The organism is Pseudomonas sp. A-1, from assembly GCF_004801855.1.
Classification (GTDB): Bacteria; Pseudomonadota; Gammaproteobacteria; order Pseudomonadales; family Pseudomonadaceae; genus Geopseudomonas.
On record NZ_SSTC01000043.1, the window covers coordinates 22330 to 40468 of the forward strand.

Here is an 18139-nt window from a genome sequence, read left to right on the forward strand (position 1 = left end):
CAAGAACAACAAGCCTGTACCAACAAGAAGAACACAGCACGACCGACTTCAAGGGGGAGCCTACGGGCTCCCCCTTGTGCTATCTGCGATCCGTTCGAGCCTGACCGGCAGCGCTGCCGGCTCGCGGCTGTTTCGCCCGGAGGGCGGGGCACGTTGCGCCTATCCCAGCTCCATCACCCATCGCTCGCGTCCGCCGGCGGCCGACTCACTGGGCCTCGACGGTCACCGCCAGTTCCGAGTCCTGGCGGATCATCACCTCGCGGTTGACGTATTCGGGCTTGACCTCGACATCCGGGCGCATCTGGTAGGTGCGGCTGCTGCCGTCGGCGAACTGCAGGGTGGCGGTATGCGCGGTGGGGTCGATGGCCTTGATCACGGCGGTGCTCGCGCGGGTGCTGGACACCAGCAGGCCCGGCTTGCTGCCCTCCGGCGGCGTCATCACCATGGCCGCGCCCTGCATGGACTCCTCGTCGCCCTTGCCCGGCTCGCGCAGGTAGATGGCGCTTTCCACCCTGGTGGTCGCCGTGACCCTGTCGCCGACCTCGAGCTGCGGGTAGTTGCGCATTTCCGGCGGGGCCTGCACGGTGCGCCGATTGCCCTGCCGATCCTGCAGGGTGAAGGTGCGCTTGCTGCGCTCGATGGCGACCACGGTAGCCTCGACTTTCTCCTCCTCGATGATGATCCCGCCCGGCACGCCTGCGGCAACGACGGCGCTCTGGCTGAGCGTGCTGGTCAGTGGCTGGTCGTCGGGCTGGCTGGCGCAGGCACCGAGCAGGGTGATGCCGACCAGCAGGGGAAGGTTGCGAATCACGGACATGGAGCTCTCCTCGGGATGCCTGTGCGCGGTTGCTTGCGCACGCCCCATGCAGCTTAGTCAGTGTTGCGCATGGCAGCAGGGTTGCCGGCAGGGTGGCTTCGCCCGCTGCAGGCCGCTAATAGCAGGCCTCGGCGCACCCCGCAGCATTCCCGGCGACGGATGCGCTCTGGCTTTCCAGGAAGCTGGCGCTCGCATCGAGCACCCTCTCGGGGAATTCCCGATGGGGGAAATGCTGGCATCCCTCCAGAATCAGCGAGGCGCTGGTGGTGTTGCTCAGCCGGCTCAGGCGCTCCGGATGCAGCAGCGAGCCGTACTCGTCCTCCTCGCCGTGAATGACCAGATGCGGGCAGGCGAGGGACGACGCATGACTTTCCAGCGTCCAGTCGGCGAAGCCTGCGGACAGCCAGGTGTCCGTCCAGGCCGCCAGGACCCAGCGCGCCTTGTCGCCATGATATTTCTCCAGCCGCTCGATCTGCCCCGGCCGGCCGAACTCCTGCTTGGCAAGGCGAATCCCCTGCAGCGTCCGCTCCTCCACGAATGCCAGGGCGGACAGCGTGACCAGTGCCTGGCAGCTGTGCGGATAGTGCGCCGCACAGGTGGCCGCCATGATGCCGCCGACGCTGTGGCCGAATGCCACGAAACGGTCGATCGCCAGGCTGTCGCGCAGCATCGGGAAGAAGCGCTCCGCCTCGTCGCGGATGAAACGGGCCGACCAGTCCCCGGGATGCGGCGCCGAGCGGCCGAAGCCGAAGCGGTCGTAGGCAATGACCTCGCGGCCGGTCGCGACGGCCAGCTGCTCCGGGAAGTCCCGCCACAGCTCCACGCAGCCCAGGGAATCGTGAAACAGCACGATCGGCGGATTTTCCTCCGGATCGCTAGCGCCCAGCGGTCGCCAGCGACGCACGAACATCCGGCCGCAGGAAGTATCGATCCAGAGATCTTGTCGGGTAGCACGCAGCTGCATGGGGTCTCCTTGCGATCAGTCAGAGAGGATTGCGCAGCGCTGCGCGGGACAGGCCCGCAACGGTGGGGGTGGCAGCTGGCAGATCCGGATGCGACGACGATCGACAGGAAACAACATTTCCCAGTTTACGTAAAGGTAATCGCTGGCGCCGGAAGTACCCGCTGCGCAAGGTGATGGCCGTAGCCATGGCCGGGGCGGATCGCCTTGCTGCCTGGTCGAGCGCACGGCGCCTGCCTCCGCGCCCCATCCGAGCCGGCAGATCGGCAGCTTGCCAGCCCGGCACACCGCAAGCAGCCGGCGGCTGCGGCCATGGGCTGGCGAATCCGGGTCTACTATCAATCCCATTCCGAAAACCTATTGGATGGCTCGGCAGCCGGACGCCAAGATTGATACAAGGTTGGCTGAACACGGCAAGCGTGAGAGCAGGCTCAAGGAGTCGAAGTGCCGACCCGCGGATGAAGCGGGCAAGCACCCGAAGGCTGCTTCGGATCGGTAACCCATGAAGTCATGAATGGAGAACAACATGAGCGGAACCAACATGAAATCTTCCGGCAAGTGCCCGGTGATGCACGGTGCCAACACCACCGCCGGCAACCAGGCCATGGATTGGTGGCCCAAGGCCCTCAACCTCGACATCCTCCACCAGCACGACACCAAGACCAACCCGCTGGGTGACTTCGACTACCGCGAGGAAGTGAAGAAGCTCGACTTCGCCGCGCTCAAGCGCGACCTCACCGCGCTGATGACCGACAGCCAGGACTGGTGGCCGGCCGACTGGGGCCACTACGGTGGCCTGATGATCCGCATGGCCTGGCACGCCGCCGGCTCCTACCGGGTGGCCGACGGCCGTGGCGGCGCCGGCACCGGCAACCAGCGCTTCGCGCCGCTGAACTCCTGGCCGGACAACGCCAACCTCGACAAGGCCCGCCGCCTGCTGTGGCCGATCAAGCGCAAGTACGGCAACAAGATCAGCTGGGCCGACCTGATCGTGCTGGCCGGCAACGTGGCCTACGAGTCGATGGGCTTCAAGACCTTCGGTTTCGCCTACGGCCGCGCGGACATCTGGCATCCGGAGAAGGACATCTACTGGGGTTCCGAGAAGGAATGGCTGGCGCCCACCAACAATCCCAACAGCCGCTACTCCGGTGAGCGCGACCTGGAGAACCCGCTGGCGGCGGTGATGATGGGCCTGATCTACGTCAACCCGCAGGGTGTCGACGGCCAGCCCGACCCGCTGAAGACCGCCAAGGACGTGCGCGAGACCTTCAAGCGCATGGCGATGGACGACGAGGAAACCGTCGCCCTGACCGCCGGCGGCCACACCGTGGGCAAGGCCCACGGCAACGGCGACGCCGCGCTGCTCGGCCCGGAACCCGAGGCGGCGGACGTCGAGGAGCAGGGCCTGGGCTGGAACAACAAGACCAGGCGCGGCGTCGGCCGCGACACCGTGACCAGCGGCCTGGAAGGCGCCTGGACCACCCATCCGACCCGCTGGGACAACGGCTACTTCGACATGCTGCTCAACCACGAGTGGGAGCTGAAGAAGAGCCCGGCCGGCGCCTGGCAGTGGGAGCCGGTCGACATCAAGCAAGAGGACATGCCGGTCGACGTGGAGGATCCGAGCATCCGCCACAAGCCGATGATGACCGACGCCGACATGGCGATGAAGATGGATCCGGAGTACCGCAAGATCGCCGAGCGCTTCCACAAGGATCCCGCCGCCTTCGAGGATGCCTTCGCCCGCGCCTGGTTCAAGCTGACCCACCGCGACATGGGGCCGAAGGCCCGCTACATCGGTCCGGAAGTGCCGGCCGAAGACCTGATCTGGCAGGACCCGGTGCCGAGCGGGCGCAGCGACTACGACGTCGCCGCGGTCAAGGCGAAGATCGCCGCCAGCGGCCTGTCGGTCAGCGAGCTGGTCAGCACCGCCTGGGACAGCGCGCGCACCTTCCGCGGCTCGGACTACCGCGGCGGCGCCAACGGCGCGCGCATCCGCCTGGCCCCGCAGAAGGACTGGGAAGGCAACGAGCCGGCGCGTCTGGCCAGGGTGCTGGCGGTGTACGAGAAGATCGCTGCCGAGACCGGCGCCAGCGTGGCCGATGTCATCGTGCTGGGCGGCAACCTCGGCGTCGAGCAGGCGGCCAAGGCGGCGGGCTTCGACGTCAGCGTGCCTTTCGCCCCGGGGCGTGGCGACGCCAGCCAGGCGCAGACCGACGTGGACTCCTTCGCCGTGCTGGAGCCGGTGCACGATGCCTATCGCAACTGGCTGAAGAAGGACTACGCCGTCAGTCCCGAAGAGCTGATGCTCGACCGCACCCAGCTGCTGGGCCTGACCGCGCCGGAGATGACCGTGCTGGTCGGCGGCATGCGCGTGCTGGGCACCAACCATGGCGGCAGCCAGCATGGCGTGTTCACCGACCGGGTCGGCGCGCTGAGCAACGACTTCTTCGTCAACCTGACCGACATGGGCAACACCTGGAAGCCGGCCGGCAACAACCTGTACGAGATCCGTGACCGCAAGACCGACAAGGTCAAGTGGACGGCGACCCGCGTGGACCTGGTGTTCGGCTCCAACTCGGTGCTGCGTGCCTACGCCGAGGTCTATGCCCAGGACGACAACCAGGAGAAGTTCGTCAGGGACTTCGTCGCCGCCTGGACCAAGGTGATGAACGCCGACCGCTTCGATCTGGCGTGACGTAACTCAGGAAGTGAGTCGGGCCTGCTTTGCAGGCCCGATTCGTTTATGCGCAGTGCGGAGGTGCGAGGGGATGGTGGCGACGGCTGACGCGCTACATCCACTCCTGTTCCGCTGCTGCCCCCTGATCGCCCCACAACACCCGCGGCGGCAGGTCGAACAGCGAATGGGCGCCGTGCTGCAGCAGCGGCAGCGCCCGCGCACCGGCCAGCATCATGCGCGCCGCCAGCTCGATCTCGTCGAAGCGGGCCTCGAGCAGCAGGGCAGCGTGGCTGCTGTTGCTGCTCGCCGCATGGCGTTCCAGCAGCAGGCCGCGCTCGGCCTCCAGCTCGGCGACGCTGTCCACCGGGAACACCAGGGTCTCCTCGTCCAGATAGAGCGGGTCGCGGCGGATGGCCTGCTCGACGGCGGCCGCGTCGGCGCCCGGCTCCAGCTCGACGTAGACGTAGCGCTGCAGCGTGCCGTCCTGGCTCTTCTGCTCCAGCGCCAGCGCCTTGCGCACGCCAGCGATGCCTTCCGCCGCCAGCGAGTGGTGCAGGCTGGTGCCGGCATGCAGGCTGCTGCGGGTATGTCCGTGGGGCAGCAGTAGGGCGAACTGGCTGCGGAACAGGGACAGGATGCCGGGATCACTGCCGGCGCCGACAATCGCGGTGGCCCGGTAGAGGTGGGCCATCCGCTGCATTTCCTCGTGGTGGGCGATGAAGGCGTCGCCATGCAGGCGCGCGCACTCGACCAGCGGGATGCGGTGCTGCAGCAGCTCCCGGGCCTGGCCCTGGATGCTGTCCGCCGGTACGCAGAGCAGGGCGGCATCGACCTGCTTCAGCTCGGTGAAATGCCCGACCACCGGCAGGTCACCCAGCCAGTCGAGCGGTGTGGGGGTGCGCCGTACCACGCCGGCCAGGGTAAGGGTAGGATCGTCCAGCAGCAGCTCGGCGCAGCGGTGGCCGAGCCTGCCGAGGCCGATCACCGCAATCTGACGTTTCTTCATCGGTCTGCCCGCCTGTGCTATGAAGAGGCAATGCCGCACGTGCTGGATGCCGCGCCGGCATCGGTGGTTTCCTCAGGTTAGATCAGCCCCCGCCCGGCCTCCCGCGGCACCGGGCAGGCGGCGCGAACTTCTCCCACTCAGCCGCGCAGAAGGGACGCCCACATGCCTGTGCAACGGACCCGCAGCCATCACCCGTCCACCGAGTATCGACATGCGCCCGCCTGAACGTGCCGCCGTCCATCCCTGGCTGGCGGACCTGATCGCCGGCCTGGCCGTGGCCGGTCTGCTGCTGCCGGAGGCGGTCGCCTATGCCAGCATCGCCGGCCTGCCGCCCCGCCACGGGGTGGTCGCGCTGCTCGCCGGGCTGCTCTTCTACGGGCTGGTGGGCCGCAGCCGCTTCGCCATCGTCTCGGCCACCTCATCCTCGGCGGCGGTGCTGGCGGCGGCCACCGCGACCATGGCGCCGGGCGACGGCGGCCTCAAGCTGGCAGTGGCCAGCGGCCTGGTGCTGTTCACCGGCCTGGGCTTTCTCGGCGCCGGGCTGGCGCGCATGGGCTCGATCACCGCGTTCATCGCCAAGCCGGTGCTGCGCGGTTTCACCTTCGGCCTGGCCCTGGTGGTGATCCTGCACCAGTTGCCGCATATCCTCGGCGTGCATCCCGGCCACGGCAATCCGCTGCAGCTGGCGGCCAGCCTGCTGGCCGACTTCGCGGCCTGGAATCCCCTCGGCATCGGCCTGGGCTTGGGTGCGCTGGCGCTGCTGCGGCTGCTCAGGCCTTGCCGACATGTGCCGGCAGCGCTGGTGGTCATCGTCCTCGGCATCGTCGTCCAGCTGTTCTGCGGCCTCGACCGCTTCGGCGTGGCGCTGGTCGGCAGCATCGACCTGGAGTTCCGCCCGCCCGAGTTGCCGCGGCTCGACCAGAGCGAGTGGCTGCGCCTCGGCGAGCTGGCCTTCGCCCTGCTGTTCGTGCTGTATGCCGAGTCCTACGGCAGCATGCGCAGCTTCGCCCTGCGCTATGGCGACGGCCTGTCGGCCAACCGCGAGCTGATCGCCCTCGGCGCCGCCAACCTGGCCTCGGGACTGTTCGGCGGCATGCCGGTCGGCGCCGGCTACTCGGCCACCGCGGCCAACGAGGCTGCCGGCGCGCGCTCGCGGCTGGCCGCCTGGTGCGCCGCGCTGGTGGTGCTGCTGGCAGTGCTCAGCCTGATGCCCTGGATGGCGCTGACGCCGATGCCGGTGCTGGCCGCCATCGTCATCCATGCGGTGGGCCACAGCCTCGACCCCGCTGCGCTGCGCCGCTACTTCGGCTGGCGCCGCGACCGCCTGGTGGTGCTCAGCGCGATCGCCGCGGTGCTGCTGCTCGGTGTCCTCGCCGGCCTGCTGGTCGCGGTCGGCGTCAGCGTGCTGATGACCCTGCGCGGCTTCTCGCTGCCGCGGGTGTCGATGCTCGGCCGGCTCGGCGAGGGCCACGACTTCGTCGACCTGCGGGCGCACCCGGAGGCCGTGGCGGTGCCGGGCCTGCTGATCCTGCGCCCGGAGGCGCCGCTGTTCTTCGCCAATGCCGAGCAGACCCTGGCGCTCGTCCGCCGTTGCCTGCGCGCCCCGGAAAACGCCGCGCGGGTGCTGATCCTCAGTCTCGAGGAGTCGCCGGATCTCGACGGCAGCAGCCTTGAGGCGCTGCTGGAGCTGGCGCAGCAGGTCGAGGCGCGCGGCATGACCCTGCTGTTTGCCCGCCTGCACGAACGGGCCCGCGCCGTGCTGGGCCGGGCGGCTGGCGAACGTCTGCCGGCCGATGCGCTGACCAACTGGAGCGTCGACGATGCGGTGAGCCGGGGGCTGGCGCTGCTGGCGGCCGAGCGCCGCGAGCCGGGCTAGCTGGAGCGGGGCAGGGCGCCGCCTTCCGCCAGCCGGGGCTCGTCGCCGGGTTGCAGCGGCTCCGCCTGCTCGGTGATCACGCTGAAGTCGCTCACCTCGATGGCTCCCCGCCCATAGCCGAGCAGGTGGAAGGAGAACGCCTTGCGCGATTCCGGGTTGTAGAAGCTGAAGTCCATCTGCAGCGGCTTGTCGTGGGTGACCAGTATCCGGGCGGGGATGTCCAGCGGCACGTCCTGCTCGAACTCCTTGGCCTTAAGCTGGATGTAGGCCTTCTGCTTGCGGCCCACCGAGCGCACGGTCAGACGCACCCGCGTCAGGGTGCCCTTGGGCAGCTCCAGGTACTGGGCACCGATCAGGTTGTCCGTCCAGTCGTCGCGGACCTGCGCCTTGAGGCGGATGACGGCCGGGCTGCCGAACTGGTAGAGCCGGTTCAGCGAGGTGTGCAGCAACGACTGGTCGAGTGCGCTTGCCCTGGCCGCCATCTGGCGCGCGCGCCGGCCGCCATACTGGCCGAGGAAGGTGGCCCGCTCGGCGATGAAGCCTTCGCTGGCGTAGTAGCGGCAGCGTTGCTGCACGTCGCACTCGGTCAGGGTGCCCCGGCCATCGTGATGGCGCAGCTTGCCGTTGGTGTAGGACATGATCTCGCGGCCATGGGCGTAGTCGCGGAACAGCGAGCGGCCGCTGAGGACCTTGGGGGGCGGGAAGCCGAAGTAGTCGAGCACCGATGCGCTCAGGTCGACGTGGCCGTAGACCCCGGTCTTGATCCGGGGCAGCTGTGCCTGCTCGGGAGCCAGCACCAGGCTGAAGCCCCAGGCCGAGGCCAGGCGCACGCCGTCGATGCCGTGGGACTCGTCCGAGGTGACGATCACCAGGGTGTCCTTCAGCACGCCCGAGCGCTCCAGTGCGGTCAGGAAGTCCCCGAGGGCATCGTCCAGATAGGCCACCGCAGCCTGCTTTGGGCTGGCGTGGCGGCGCAGGTACGCAGCCGGCGCCGAGTAGGGCTGGTGGGTGCCGACCGTCAGCAGGGTGAGCATCCAGGGCTGCTTGCTGCGGCGCAGCTGGCCGACGTAGTCCAGCGCACCTTCGAAGAAGGACCTGTCGTCCATGCCCCACGGGAAGTCCAGGCGGGCAGGCTTCCTGAACCACTCCCGGCCGCGGGTGGCGTCGAAGCCGATGTGCGGCATGATCCGGTCTTTGGCCATGAACCTGAGACCCGCACCCTGCAGGTAGTGGGTGGCGAACCCGCGGCTGCGCAGCTGGGCGGGCAGGCAGGCCCGGTTGCGCTGGTTCTGTGTGAGCATCTCGATGCCCTTGGGCGTGCCGTTGTCGAGCTTGTCGTAGTCGCCGCAGAGCATCGCGTACAGGCCGCGGATGGTCTGGTGGCTGTGCAACACGTAGTCGGGTGTGTTCATGCCCCGCTCGGCCCAGGCGCTCAGCCTGGGCATCAGGTCTTCGCGGTAGCTGCCGTTCAGGGCGGCGCGGTTCACCCCGACATAGGCGCCGGGGATGCCTTCGAGGGCGACGATCAGCACGTTGCGGGCGCGCCCCGGGGCGCCCAGCAGCTTCTGGCCGTCCAGGTCGAGCCGGGCGAGGCCTGCCAGCGGCGGTGGCGTGTCGGCGTCATCGCCCGCCAGCCATTCCTCCAGGCGGGTCTGTCCGTGGCCGACGCCGGCCTCCAGCCACTGGTGCGGCAGGTTGAACAGTCGCCACTGGTCCGCCTCGCTGGGGTGGAGATACTGCAGGCCGCCGTGGGCCAGCAGGAGCGACAGAGGCGCCAGCCAGGCATGCCGCGGCAGGCGCGGAGACGGTTGCGCGCGGCCGGCCCACAGGCTGGCCAGCCAGACGGCCAGGGCGCCGAGCAGGACGGCGGCCACCCACGGCTGGGCAAGGCTGCCGGCAGTGGAGTTCTCCATGAACTGCGGATCGGTCAGGTACTGCAGGTCTGCCACGTCCGGCAGGCGGCCGACGGCGCTGACCAGCTCCACCGCCGCCACGTTCAGCAGGCTCCACGCCAGTAGCACAGGCAGGGCCAGCCACCAGGGACGGCGGTACAGCAGCACGATCAGCAGGCTGGCGATGCCCAGGTCGGACAGATGGCCGAGGGGAGCGGACCAGCCCAGGGCAAGACGGATGCCCAGGGGGACGATCAGCACCAGGCCGATGAGACTGGCGAGCGGGGCGCGGGGATGGCGCAGGCAGCGCGGGATGATGCTCACGAGGAAACCCTCACGCCATCGGATGTTCATGAAGATATGCTAGGCGGGATCGCTCCTTTTTTGGGCAACTTCGGCCGCGGAAAGTTCTTGCGCCCATCCGCGGACCGGGCCGTGCTGGATGGGCCTGCGCCTAGGTCTGCTTCGGGCGGGGCGAGGCGCTGCGCCGGGCTGCCGTGCCGCCGGCCTTGCGCGGGGCGCCCGTGCGCTTGCCCTTCCAGGCCGGCTTGCCGCGGCCGGGCGCGACCGGCGGGCCGCTGATGGTCAGGCGCAGGCCGGCGCAGCGCTCCACCAGCTTGCTCATCCACGCCGACTGCTTGGCGACGAACTCCTCCAGCGGCATCTCGCCGTTCTGCACCATGTCCAGCGCCTGCTCCCAGATCGCCGTGGTGCCGGGGTCGGCGATCGGCCGCGGCACCGCGTCGATCAGGCTGAACGCCGCCGGGGTGGCCGCCAGCGCCTTGCCCTGTTTGGTCAGGTAGCCGCGGTCGAGCAGGCCCTGGATGATCCCGGCGCGGGTCGCCTCGGTGCCGATGCCGGTGGTGTCCTTGAGCTTCTGCTTGAGGCGCGGATCGTCGACCAGCCTGGCGACGTTCTTCATCGCCTTGATCAGGTCGCCCTCGGTGAACGGCTTGGGCGGCTGGGTGTGCAGGTCCTTGAGCCTCACCTCGCTTACCGCGCAGTCCTGGCCCTCGCGCAGCGCCGGCAGGGCCTGCGGCTCCGGCGCCTCGTGGCCCTTGGCCGGCGCGAGCGCCTCGGGCAGCGCGCGCCGCCAGCCTGGCTCGACGATGCGCTTGCCCACCGCGCGCAGGGCATGGCCGGCGCAGTCGAAGTCGGCCTGGGTGCGGTCGTACTCGTGGTTGGCCAGGAACTGCGCCAGGTAGCGCGCGCGGATCAGGCTGAACACCGCGCGCTCCTTGCCGGCCAGGCGGCTGGAGGCCTGCGCGGCGGCGGTGGGGATGATGCCGTGGTGGGCGCTCACCCTGGCGTCGTTCCACGCCCGCGAGCGGCGCTGCGCGTCGAGGTGCGGCTGCAGGGCGGCCAGCGCCGGGTCGGCGGCGGCCAGGGCGGCGAGGATCGTCGGGGCCTCGGCGTGCTGGCTCAGCGGCAGGTAGCCGCAGTCGCTGCGCGGGTAGGTGATCACCTTGTGCGTCTCGTACAGCGCCTGGGCGATGTCGAGGGTTTCCTGGGCGCCGAGGCCGAGCTTCTTCGAGCAGACCTCCTGCAGGGTGCCCAGGTCGAAGGGCAGCGGCGCCGCCTCGCGCACCCGCTCGGTCTTCAGTTCGACAAGCCGCGCGCTGCCGGCGCGGCGCATCGCCTCGGCGGCGTCCCGGGCCAGTTCGGGCTTCAGGCAGCGGCCCTGCTCGTCGCAGGCATCCTCCGGGGCGCGCCACTGCGCGGTGAAGGGCGTGCCGCCTTCCAGCAGCTGCACGTCGATGGCCCAGTAGGGCACCGGCACGAAGGCGGCGATGCTGCGGTCGCGATCCACCACCAGGCGCAGGGTCGGCGTCTGCACGCGGCCCACCGAGAGCACGCCCTGGTAGCCGGACTGGCGGCCGAGCAGGGTGAACAGCCGGCTCATGTTCATGCCGATCAGCCAGTCGGCGCGCGAGCGGCCCAGCGCGGCGTGGTAGAGGTGGAAGGTTTCGCTGCCCGGCTTGAGCGCCTTGAGCGCCTTGCGGATCGAGGCGTCGTCGAGCGCCGACAGCCACAGGCGCTGGATCGGCCCGCGATAGCGGCAGTGCTCGACCAGCTCGCGGGCGATCATCTCGCCCTCGCGGTCGGCGTCGGTGGCGATCACCAGCTCGGTGCATTCGCCGAGCAGGCGCTTGACCGCCTTGAACTGGCTGGCGGTCTTGCTCTTGACCAGCATCTTCCACTTTTCCGGGACGATGGGCAGGTCGGCGAGGTTCCAGCGCTTGTAGCGCTCGTCGTAGGCGTCCGGCGGCGCGGTCTCCAGCAGGTGGCCGATGCACCAGGTCACGGTCACGCCCGCCCCCAGCCAGCAGCCCTCGCCACGCCGGCTGGCGCCGAGCACCTTGGCGATGTCCTTGGCCTGGGAGGGTTTTTCGCAGAGGAAGAGCCGCATGCTTGCCATCAAAGCTGGTGGAGATGGCGCACAGCATGGGCAGAAACGGCGTTTCAGGCAATCTTTATCTGGATGGATGTACAGCCTTGGCCGCCGCTCCACCGCGAAGGATGGAGCGGGGCTGGCTGCCGGGGAAAGGATCAGTCGAACACGATGCCCTGGGCCAGCGGCAGTTCGCGCGAGTAGTTCACAGTGTTGGTCTGCCGGCGCATGTAGGCCTTCCAGGAGTCCGAGCCGGACTCGCGGCCGCCGCCGGTTTCCTTCTCGCCACCGAAGGCGCCACCGATCTCGGCGCCGCTCGGGCCGATGTTGACGTTGGCGATGCCGCAGTCGCTGCCGGCCGCGCTCTGGAAGGCTTCCGCCTCGCGCACGTCGGTGGTGAAGATGCACGAGGACAGGCCCTGCGGCACCTCGTTGTTCAGACGCAGCGCCTCGTCGAAGTCGCGGTAGCTCAGCACGTAGAGGATCGGCGCGAAGGTCTCGTGGCGCACCACCTCGCTCTGCGCCGGCATCTCCACCAGCGCCGGGCTGACGTAGTAGGCGTTCGGGTACTCGCCGGCCAGCTGGCGCTCGCCGCCGAACACCTGGCCGCCCTCGTCGCGGGCCCTGACCAGGGCGTTCTGCATGGCCTCGAAGGCCTGCCTGTCGATCAGCGGGCCGACCAGGTTGCCCTGCAGCGGGTTGCCGATGCGCACCCTGGCGTAGGCAGCCTTCAGGCGTGCGACGATCTCGTCCTTGACCGACTCGTGGGCGATCAGGCGGCGCAGGGTGGTGCAGCGCTGGCCGGCGGTGCCGACGGCGCTGAACAGGATGGCGCGCACGGCCATGTCCAGGTCGGCGCTCGGCGCGAGGATCATCGCGTTGTTGCCGCCCAGTTCGAGGATGCAGCGGCCGAAGCGCGCGGCGACGCGCGGGGCGACCTCGCGGCCCATGCGGGTGCTGCCGGTGGCGCTGACCAGCACCACGCGCGGGTCGGCGACCAGCGCCTCGCCGGCATCGCGGTCGCCGACGATCAGCTGGCTGAGGCCGGCCGGGGCGTCACCGAAGGCCTTCAGCGCCTTGTCGAACAGCGCCTGGCAGGCGAGGGCGGTCAGCGGGGTCTTCTCCGACGGCTTCCACAGCACGGCGTTGCCGCACACCAGCGCCAGGGTGGCATTCCACGCCCACACGGCGACCGGGAAGTTGAAGGCGCTGATCACGCCGACCACGCCCAGCGGGTGCCAGCTCTCGCGCATGTGGTGGCCGGGACGCTCGGAGGCGATGGTCAGGCCGTACAGCTGGCGCGACAGGCCGACGGCGAAGTCGCAGATGTCGATCATTTCCTGCACTTCGCCCAGGCCTTCCTGGGTGATCTTGCCGGCCTCCCAGGACACCAGCTCGGCCAGCTCGGCCTTGTGCTCGCGCAGCACCTCGCCGAACAGGCGCACCAGCTCGCCGCGGCGCGGCGCCGGCACGCTGCGCCAGCTCTCGAAGGCGGTCTGGGCGGCGGCGATCTTCGCCGACACGCTGGCGGCCGGCTCCAGCGCCACGGCGCCGATGCGGCTGCCGTCGATGGGGCTGTGGATGACGTGGCTGCCCTGGTTGGCGGCCTCGGCGCTGACGCCCAGGCGGCTGAGAAGATGCTCGACCATGATTGGCTCCTGTCGCAGGATTGTTGGAATTTGGCCTCCCGGTCAGTATCGATCCGCCTCTCGCGCCCTCACAAGCGAGGGTTTTTCGCCTTATCATTCCGTAAATTCATGCTTTGCCTGCCAACGAGAGTGCCATGTCCAAACGTCTGATGCCGTCCATGACCGCGCTGCAGTGCTTCGAGGCGGTCGCGCGCCACCTGAGCTTCACCCGCGCCGCCGAGGAGCTGCACCTGACCCAGAGCGCGGTGAGCAAGCAGGTCGCCCAGCTCGAGGACATGCTCCAGCACCTGCTGTTCCGCCGCATCCGCCGCCGCCTGCAGCTCACCCCGGCCGGCGAGCTGTACCTGGCCGAGGTCAACAAGATCCTCAACCAGGTGGCGATGTCCACCCACTACATCCTCTCCTACGGCGGCAATACCGAGGTGCTCAAGGTGGCGACCCAGCCGACCTTCGGCGCGCGCTGGCTGATTCCGCATCTCAAGGGCTTCGGCAAGGCCAACCCGAACATCCACCTCGACCTGCGCAACGTGCTGGAGCCGTTCGACCTGCTGGAGGGCAAGGCCGACGTGGTGTTCTTCTTCGGCCAGGGCACCTGGCCGGGCGCCGAGTGCATCGAGCTGTTCGGCGAGACCATGGTGCCGGTGTGCGCGCCGGACCTGTTCGCCGGCGGCATCGCCAGTCCCGAGCAGCTCGGCGAGCAGGTGCTGATGCAGTGCGTGTCGCGCCCGGAGGCCTGGCACGACTGGTTCGACAGTCTCGGCCTGCAGACCAGCCACAGCTACCACGGCCCGCGCTTCGAGACCTTCTACATGTGCATCCGCGCCGCCCAGGCCGGCTGTGGCGTGGCGCTGGTGCCGCGCTTCCTGGTCGAGGACGAGCTTGCCGACGGCAAGCTGGTGATCGCCTGGGACCACGAGCTGCCCAGCACCGGCAAGCACTTCATGGCCTACGCCGAGCACGCCGCCGAGGTGCCGAAGATCCGCGCCTTCGTGAAGTGGATTCGCGGCCAGCTCGACGCGGGCTGAACGGGGCAGGGTGGACAACTCGCGCAGCGATTGTCCGCCGCTGCCCCCGGGGGCTGGTGGACAAGGCTGCGCCGTTGTCTGCTCCGCGGTGATCCTCAGGGCAATCATATGAAGCCGATTTCCCGGTCCGTAGGGGCGAATGAATTCGCCCCTACAGCGGATTGATCCGGCTCGAAAGCCATTCATGCGATTACCCCGGCGTGATCCTGCGCTGGCAGGAAAAAAAGGAATAAGAGAGCGATTTTTTTTCGTTTGCCGCCTGCCTGCCCTTGCCGATTTCATGGTGCGCACCACCAGTCCTTGCGGAGCAGCGCGCCATGCCGTCGACCCACGTCAGCCAGTCCCTGGCCATCGTCCACCCGATCAGCCTCAGCCACGGCCGCAACGCCGAGGTCTGGGATACCGCCGGCAAGCGCTACATCGACTTCGTCGGCGGCATCGGCGTGCTCAACCTCGGCCACTGCCACCCGCGTATCGTCGAGGCGGTGCGCGAGCAGGCCGGGCGGCTGACTCACTCGGCGTTCAACGCGCTGCCCCACGAGGGCTATAGCCAGCTGCTGGACGCGCTGGCGCGCTTCGTGCCGGTGTCCTACCGCCTCTCCGGCATGCTCACCAACAGCGGTGCCGAAGCCACCGAGAACGCCCTGAAGGTCGTCCGCGCCGCCACCGGGCGCGGCGCGGTGATCGCCTTCGACGGCGGCTTCCACGGCCGCACCCTGGCCGCGCTCAACCTCAACGGCAAGGTCGCCCCCTACAAGCAGAAGGTCGGCAGCCTGCCCGGCCCGGTCTACCACCTGCCGTACCCCAGCGCCGACAACAGCGTCAGCATGGAGGCCGCCCGCGCCGCCATGGAGCGCCTGTTCAGCGTGGAGATCGACGTCGAGGAAGTCGGCTGCTTCATCCTCGAGGCGGTGCAGGGCGAGGGCGGCTTCCAGGCGCTCGACGCCGGCTTCGCCCAGTACCTGCGGCGCTTCTGCGACGAGCACGGCATCGTGCTGATCGTCGACGAGATCCAGTCCGGCTTCGGCCGCACCGGCCAGCGTTTCGCCTTCTCGCGTCTGGGCATCGAGCCGGACCTGCTGCTGCTCGGCAAGAGCATCGCCGGCGGCCTGCCGCTCGGCGCGCTGGTCGGCCGACCGGAGCTGCTCGATGCGCTGCCCAAGGGCGGCCTGGGCGGCACCTACTCGGGCAACCCGCTGGCCTGCGCGGCGGCGCTGGCCAGCCTGGAGCTGATGAGCGACGCCAACCTGGCGACCTGGGGCGAGCGCCAGGAGCAGTGCATCCTGCGCCACTTCCGCGCCTGGCAGGACAGCGAGCTGGCCCCGGCGCTGGCACGCCTGACCGGCGTCGGCGCCATGCGCGGCATCGAGCTGCGCGCGGGCGACGGCGGGCCGGGCAGCGAGCGCCTCGGCCGCCTGCTGGCAACCGCGCGCGAGGCCGGCCTGCTGCTGATGCCGAGCGGCAAGCACCGCCACATCGTCCGCCTGCTGGCGCCGCTGACCGCCGAGGAGGCGATCCTCGACGAAGGCATGGCGATCTTCCGTCGTTGCCTGCAGGCGAGTCTCTGAACCCCGCCCGTAGGGTACGCCGCGCGCACCATAAGAGGCCGGCGGTGCGCATGGCGCACCCTACGGGTATCGGAATTCCTCGGCGGAATGAAGTGCAGAGAATTTGTCGTTTGAGCGGCGGTTCAGTCCTCAACAGAATGAATCCGTAGGGTGCGCCGTGCGCACCAGCGATGGCCAAGAGGTGCGCACGGCGCACCCTACGGGCCGCAGCAGATTCCCAGGAGTGCAGTGCGATGAACCAGAACGCCTTTGTCAGTCCGGACGCGATCCGTGCGCGTTTCTCCCTGGCCATGTCCGCCATGTACCAGAGTGAGGTGCCGCTGTACGGCGACCTGCTCGACCTGGTCGGCCGGATCAACCGCCGCACGCTGGACGCGGCCCCGGCGCTGGCCGAAACGCTGTGCGCCAGCGGCGAGCTGCAACGTCTGGCCGAGGAGCGCCACGGCGCCATCCGCCTGGGCAGCGCCGAGGAACTGGCGACCATGGCGCGGCTGTTCGCGGTGATGGGCATGCAGCCGGTGGCCTACTACGACCTGAGCTGCGCCGGCGTGCCGGTGCATGCCACCGCGTTCCGCGCGGTCGACGAGGCGGCGCTGGCGCACAGCCCGTTCCGCGTGTTCACCTCGCTGCTGCGCCTGGAGCTGATCGATGACCCGGCGCTGCGCGCCCAGGCCGTCGGGATCCTCGCCGGCCGGCAGATCTTCACCGAGCAGGCGCTGGCGCTGATCGAGCAGTGCGAGCAGGCCGGCGGGCTGACCGAGCAGCAGGCCGGCGTGTTCATCCGCGAGGCGCTGCAGACCTTCCGCTGGCAGCGCCAGGCGCGGGTCAGCGCCGCCGTGTATCGCCAGCTGCACGAGCAGCACCGCCTGATCGCCGACGTGGTGGCCTTCCCCAATCCGCACATCAACCACCTGACCCCCTGCACCCTGGACATCGACGCCGTGCAGGCGGCGATGCCGGGCCGCGGTATGGCGGCCAAGGAACTGGTTGAGGGCCCGCCGGCGCGGCGCTGCCCGATCCTGCTGCGCCAGACCAGCTTCAAGGCGCTCGACGAGGCGGTGCAGTTCGCCTGCGGCACGCCGGGCTCGCACAGCGCGCGCTTCGGCGAGATCGAGCAGCGCGGCGCCGCACTGACTGCCCGCGGCCGCGCGCTCTACGACCGCCTGCTCGCCGCCGCCCGCGAACGCTGCCAGGGCGTGCCGGCGGCGGACTACCCGCAGGCCTACGCCCAGGCGCTGGCCGCCTGCTTCGCCGACTTCCCCGACGACTACGACCAGCTGCGCCGCGACGGGCTGGTGTTCGGCCGCTACCAAGTCACCGACGCGGGCCGTACGGCCCGCCGCGAGGGCTGTCTGGCGGGCGATCGCGAGGCGCTTCTCAAGGCCGGCCAGTTGCGCTGGGAGCCGCAGCGCTACGAGGACTTCCTGCCGGTCAGCGCAGCGGGCATCTTCCAGTCCAACCTCGGCGGCAACACCCGCGGCGCCTACGACCGGAGCGCCAACCGCGCCGAGTTCGAGCGCGCCCTCGGCCGCCCGGCGCTCGACGAGCTGATGCTCTACGCCCGCGTGCAGAACGCCTCGCTGCAGGCCTGCGCGCAGGAGCTGGGCCTGCCGCTGGCGTAGGCGCTGCCGCGCGTCAGGCGCCGCGTCCTGGTACCGGGCTTGCCCGGTCGCGCGCGGTTCTCCCCATCGCTGTTCTTACCCTGTCCCCGGTCGCCGTGTGCGCCGGGGATTTTTTGTTTTCCGGGCCAGTGAGGAGCGCCGCGAACAGTAGTTTTTGGAATGGAAAGCGTCGTTCTTTTCGTTTGAGCAGTGCGCGCGGAGTTGCTTTCATCGGGGTGTGACCAAGGCCATCGCGCCGGCCGCCCCGGACCGGACGCGAGACAAGAACAACAAAGGTGTAGCCATGCAAGCATCCGCCCCCGCCCTGGAAATCCGCGACCTGCACAAGCGCTACGGCGAGCTGGAGGTGCTCAAGGGCGTCTCGCTGACCGCCCGCGACGGCGACGTGATCTCCATCCTCGGCTCCTCCGGCTCCGGCAAGTCGACCTTCCTGCGCTGCATCAACCTGCTGGAAAACCCCTGCAAGGGCGAGATCCACGTCGCCGGCGAGCAGCTGCGGCTGAAGACCGCCCGCGAAGGCCACCTGGTCGCCGCCGACCCCAGGCAGATCAACCGCCTGCGCAGCGAGCTGGGTTTCGTGTTCCAGAACTTCAACCTGTGGCCGCACATGACCATCCTCGACAACGTGATCGAGGCGCCGCGCCGCGTGCT

12 protein-coding genes are annotated in these 18139 nt (G+C 69.5%); 6 read left to right on the forward strand and 6 right to left on the reverse strand.

Annotated features, from left to right (window positions below; all coding sequences use genetic code 11):
- Positions 1 to 205: 205 nt before the first annotated feature.
- Positions 206 to 817, reverse strand: coding sequence for a hypothetical protein (locus tag E5198_RS11730; protein ID WP_136490177.1), 612 nt, complete (start codon positions 815 to 817; stop codon positions 206 to 208).
- A 115-nt stretch (positions 818 to 932) separates the two neighbouring features.
- Positions 933 to 1781, reverse strand: coding sequence for an alpha/beta fold hydrolase (locus tag E5198_RS11735; protein ID WP_136490178.1), 849 nt, complete (start codon positions 1779 to 1781; stop codon positions 933 to 935).
- 523 nt (positions 1782 to 2304) lie between these two features.
- Between E5198_RS11735 and katG the strand changes: the two genes are divergently transcribed.
- Positions 2305 to 4476: a catalase/peroxidase HPI gene (gene katG, locus E5198_RS11740; protein ID WP_136490179.1), complete on the forward strand. Its 2172-nt coding sequence runs from the start codon at positions 2305 to 2307 to the stop codon at positions 4474 to 4476.
- Between the two features lie 94 nt (positions 4477 to 4570).
- Here katG and E5198_RS11745 read toward each other — a convergent pair whose 3' ends face one another.
- Positions 4571 to 5464 (reverse strand): diaminopimelate dehydrogenase, encoded by an 894-nt coding sequence (locus tag E5198_RS11745; RefSeq protein WP_136490180.1) that lies wholly within the window; start codon positions 5462 to 5464, stop codon positions 4571 to 4573.
- Positions 5465 to 5675: 211 nt separating this feature from the next.
- Here E5198_RS11745 and E5198_RS11750 point away from each other — a divergent pair, with 211 nt between their 5' ends.
- A complete protein-coding gene (locus E5198_RS11750; RefSeq protein WP_136490181.1) occupies positions 5676 to 7340 on the forward strand; it encodes a SulP family inorganic anion transporter in 1665 nt (554 codons plus the stop codon).
- On the opposite strand, the gene E5198_RS11755 is transcribed toward E5198_RS11750, so the two are convergent.
- The 3 genes from E5198_RS11755 to E5198_RS11765 all read right to left on the reverse strand — a co-directional run bounded on the left by E5198_RS11755 (position 7337) and on the right by E5198_RS11765 (position 13273).
- The gene (locus E5198_RS11755) at positions 7337 to 9586 is read right to left on the reverse strand and encodes an LTA synthase family protein (protein ID WP_178084066.1); all 2250 of its coding nucleotides are present in this window, start codon (positions 9584 to 9586) and stop codon (positions 7337 to 7339) included. The two genes, E5198_RS11750 and E5198_RS11755, sit on opposite strands and share 4 nt — an antisense overlap.
- A 100-nt stretch (positions 9587 to 9686) precedes the next feature.
- Positions 9687 to 11642: a DNA topoisomerase III gene (locus E5198_RS11760; RefSeq protein ID WP_178084067.1), complete on the reverse strand. Its 1956-nt coding sequence runs from the start codon at positions 11640 to 11642 to the stop codon at positions 9687 to 9689.
- Between the two features lie 140 nt (positions 11643 to 11782).
- On the reverse strand, positions 11783 to 13273 hold the full coding sequence (locus tag E5198_RS11765; RefSeq protein ID WP_136490183.1) for an aldehyde dehydrogenase family protein: 1491 nt from the start codon (positions 13271 to 13273) through the stop codon (positions 11783 to 11785).
- Positions 13274 to 13407: 134 nt separating this feature from the next.
- Here E5198_RS11765 and E5198_RS11770 point away from each other — a divergent pair, with 134 nt between their 5' ends.
- From E5198_RS11770 to E5198_RS11785, 4 genes are all read left to right on the forward strand, one after another.
- Positions 13408 to 14298: a LysR family transcriptional regulator gene (locus E5198_RS11770; RefSeq protein WP_136490184.1), complete on the forward strand. Its 891-nt coding sequence runs from the start codon at positions 13408 to 13410 to the stop codon at positions 14296 to 14298.
- A gap of 317 nt (positions 14299 to 14615) precedes the next feature.
- Positions 14616 to 15866, forward strand: a complete 1251-nt coding sequence (locus E5198_RS11775) for an aspartate aminotransferase family protein (protein WP_136490185.1) — start codon at positions 14616 to 14618, stop codon at positions 15864 to 15866.
- 233 nt (positions 15867 to 16099) lie between these two features.
- Positions 16100 to 17488, forward strand: a complete 1389-nt coding sequence (locus E5198_RS11780) for a VOC family protein (protein ID WP_136490186.1) — start codon at positions 16100 to 16102, stop codon at positions 17486 to 17488.
- Between the two features lie 283 nt (positions 17489 to 17771).
- A partial coding sequence (locus E5198_RS11785) for an ATP-binding cassette domain-containing protein (RefSeq protein WP_136490187.1) occupies positions 17772 to 18139 on the forward strand: 368 nt, incomplete at its 3' end.

Excerpts from the sequence above, each read along its gene's own strand:
- E5198_RS11750 (WP_136490181.1), top strand. The coding sequence starts at position 5,676 with ATGCGCCCGCCTGAACGTGCCGCCGTCCATCCCTGGCTGGCGGACCTG.
- E5198_RS11735 (WP_136490178.1), bottom strand. The coding sequence starts at position 1,781 with ATGCAGCTGCGTGCTACCCGACAAGATCTCTGGATCGATACTTCCTGC.
- E5198_RS11745 (WP_136490180.1), bottom strand. The coding sequence starts at position 5,464 with ATGAAGAAACGTCAGATTGCGGTGATCGGCCTCGGCAGGCTCGGCCAC.
- E5198_RS11770 (WP_136490184.1), top strand. The coding sequence starts at position 13,408 with ATGTCCAAACGTCTGATGCCGTCCATGACCGCGCTGCAGTGCTTCGAG.
- E5198_RS11775 (WP_136490185.1), top strand. The coding sequence starts at position 14,616 with ATGCCGTCGACCCACGTCAGCCAGTCCCTGGCCATCGTCCACCCGATC.
- E5198_RS11755 (WP_178084066.1), bottom strand. The coding sequence starts at position 9,586 with ATGAACATCCGATGGCGTGAGGGTTTCCTCGTGAGCATCATCCCGCGC.
- E5198_RS11780 (WP_136490186.1), top strand. The coding sequence starts at position 16,100 with ATGAACCAGAACGCCTTTGTCAGTCCGGACGCGATCCGTGCGCGTTTC.
- E5198_RS11760 (WP_178084067.1), bottom strand. The coding sequence starts at position 11,642 with ATGCGGCTCTTCCTCTGCGAAAAACCCTCCCAGGCCAAGGACATCGCC.
- katG (WP_136490179.1), top strand. The coding sequence starts at position 2,305 with ATGAGCGGAACCAACATGAAATCTTCCGGCAAGTGCCCGGTGATGCAC.
- E5198_RS11765 (WP_136490183.1), bottom strand. The coding sequence starts at position 13,273 with ATGGTCGAGCATCTTCTCAGCCGCCTGGGCGTCAGCGCCGAGGCCGCC.
- E5198_RS11730 (WP_136490177.1), bottom strand. The coding sequence starts at position 817 with ATGTCCGTGATTCGCAACCTTCCCCTGCTGGTCGGCATCACCCTGCTC.